The sequence below is a fragment of the Bartonella sp. AP7XZML genome (assembly GCF_042195745.1).
In the GTDB taxonomy this organism is placed as follows: Bacteria; Pseudomonadota; Alphaproteobacteria; order Rhizobiales; family Rhizobiaceae; genus Bartonella.
Map to the genome: position 1 here is coordinate 1 of NZ_JBHIOT010000027.1, position 2,186 is coordinate 2,186.

2 protein-coding genes are annotated in these 2,186 nt (G+C 36.0%); both read left to right on the plus strand.

Annotated elements, in window-relative coordinates; all coding sequences use genetic code 11:
* The first annotated feature begins 407 nt into the window (after positions 1 to 407).
* Complete coding sequence (locus tag ACFILT_RS03200) at positions 408 to 1,205, plus strand: hypothetical protein (protein ID WP_375678941.1); 798 nt, start codon at positions 408 to 410, stop codon at positions 1,203 to 1,205.
* A 79-nt stretch (positions 1,206 to 1,284) separates the two neighbouring features.
* Positions 1,285 to 2,058 carry a hypothetical protein gene (locus tag ACFILT_RS03205; RefSeq protein ID WP_375679564.1) on the plus strand — a complete coding sequence of 258 codons (774 nt, stop codon included), beginning with the start codon at positions 1,285 to 1,287 and terminating at the stop codon, positions 2,056 to 2,058.
* Positions 2,059 to 2,186 lie beyond the last annotated feature (128 nt).

Sequence of the window (2,186 nt, forward strand, 5' to 3'; positions counted from 1 at the left end):
TTAATAAACATGTCCATTTACGCACTACATTTTTATACTAAAAACCAAAAGTAAAATTTAAAAGCACTTGATATTCAATTATGTAGGTATCAAAATGAAAAAAATTGAAAAAAATAAAAAATACGTATTGACTTTAAGGAAAAGGTCGTTTATTAAGGTTGGCAAGTGCTTAACAAACACTATAGCGAATAGCGGTTAAACCACGTAAGGTTTTTCCCATTTCTTAAAATACTGACTTTCTTTTGTGCTATCGTTGGCATATAACGATTTTGTCGGGTGTAGCTATGTTATACAATACCCTTCGCGAGGGAAAAGCATAGCGACGGACTATTCGCCGTGTTTGTTAGCGCCCGGCGCCCTTATAGGGCTGTCAATAACAAACAATTTAAACGAATAGGATTACTAGCATGAGTGCTACAGTTAAAAATCAAGAATCTTCCTTTTTTATTACAGATGATAATGGCTCTTTTAAAAAGAGAGAGTTTGCAAAAAAATACGAATTTACAGGCGAGACGATTGAAGTTGGTTTTAAGACACTTCATAGAATTAGAGCATTAAGAGATTTTGGAGATGTCAAAAAAGGGGACCTCGGCGGTTTTATTGGCAGTGAATACAATTTATCGCATCATGGCAATTGCTGGGTTGCAGGTAATGCCAAGGTTTATGCTAATGCACGTGTTTACGATAATGCCGTTGTAAGTGGGTATGCGCATGTTAATGTGGAAGCTTGTATTTATGAAAACGCCCGTGTTTATGGCAAGGCTGTTGTAGGTGGCTTTGTTTATGGAAATGCTGAAGTTTATGGTTTTGCACGTATTTATCCTCGTGCAAGAATTTATGGGAATGCGCACGTTCATTATAATGCTTGGGTTTTTAATGATACGCATATTTTTGGTAATGCCAAGCTTTCTGGATATGCTTGCATTTATGCTGATGTAAAAGTTTATGGTAATGCCAAGGTTCTAGGTTTTTCAAAACTTTATAAAAATGCACACGTTCATGGGAACGCTGTTATTGAAGGGCATGCTGAAATTCATGGGATTATTTATGGTAATGCAAAAATATCAGGTTATTCAAAAATTTATGGGAAGGTTTCAGGCAAGGCAAAATTAAGAGAGTGTGATTTTGTTCATAGGGAAGGTGAGGTTTATAGTGGCAATAAAGTCATATATAACTCGAATAATATTTTAGAAAAAGCAGCTTAAATAACAGGCGTTGCGGGGGCGCCTCCTTATAACCATTTCATTTAAAAATTTGTTTGAATATTAGATTAGGGAGCTACCTATGACCACTAAAAATGTATCTAAAAAATATGAATTTACAGACGAAATTAAAGAAGTTAAAGATGCTGAAACCCGTCAACCTAAACACTTTTATCGCATTCGTGCATTAAGGGATTTCGATGATGTAAAGACAGGGGACCTTGGTGGCTTTATTGAAAGTGAAGATAATCTCTCACATGATGGTAATTGCTGGGTGTATGATAATGCTATAGTTGCTGTGAATGCCGTCGTTTCTGAAAATGCAAAAATACGTAATGATGCCATTGTTGCTCAAAATGCTAAAGTTTATGGTAATGCTATAGTGAGTGGAAAAGCTAAAGTTTATGGTCATGATACCCATGTTTATGGCAATGCACAGGTTTCTGATAATGCGAGTGTTAATGGTAGTATGTGGGTTCGTGGTAAGGGAGTAGTTTATGGCAAGTGCGTGGTTAATGACAATGCCAAGGTTTATGGTGATGCAAAAATTTGTGGTCAAGTTTGTAACAATGCCGTGGTTTATGGGAAAGCCTTTATTGCTGTAAATGCAAAAATTTATGACAATGCCAAGGTTTGGCATAGTGCTGATGTGAGTGGCTTTGTTTATGGCAATGCAAAAGTATCAGGATCTTCTTATATATACGAAGGTGCTCATATTTTTGATAATGCAAGAGTTTATGGAAAAGCGGTTGTTTACAAAGATGTTAAGATTTATGGCAACGCCGCTCTTAAGGAAAAGAAAACATTTCGTGATGATGTTTGTAGTAATGATGTAATCACTGAAAAAGCAGCATAAATAAAATAACGGGGCGGGGGCTGCTTTATAGCAAAAAAGCCGCGTCCTTTAAGACACGGCTTTTATTATCAAAACAGCTAGCGATCTAAATAAACGATTAAAGTAACCAATCGAAATATAAAAGAACA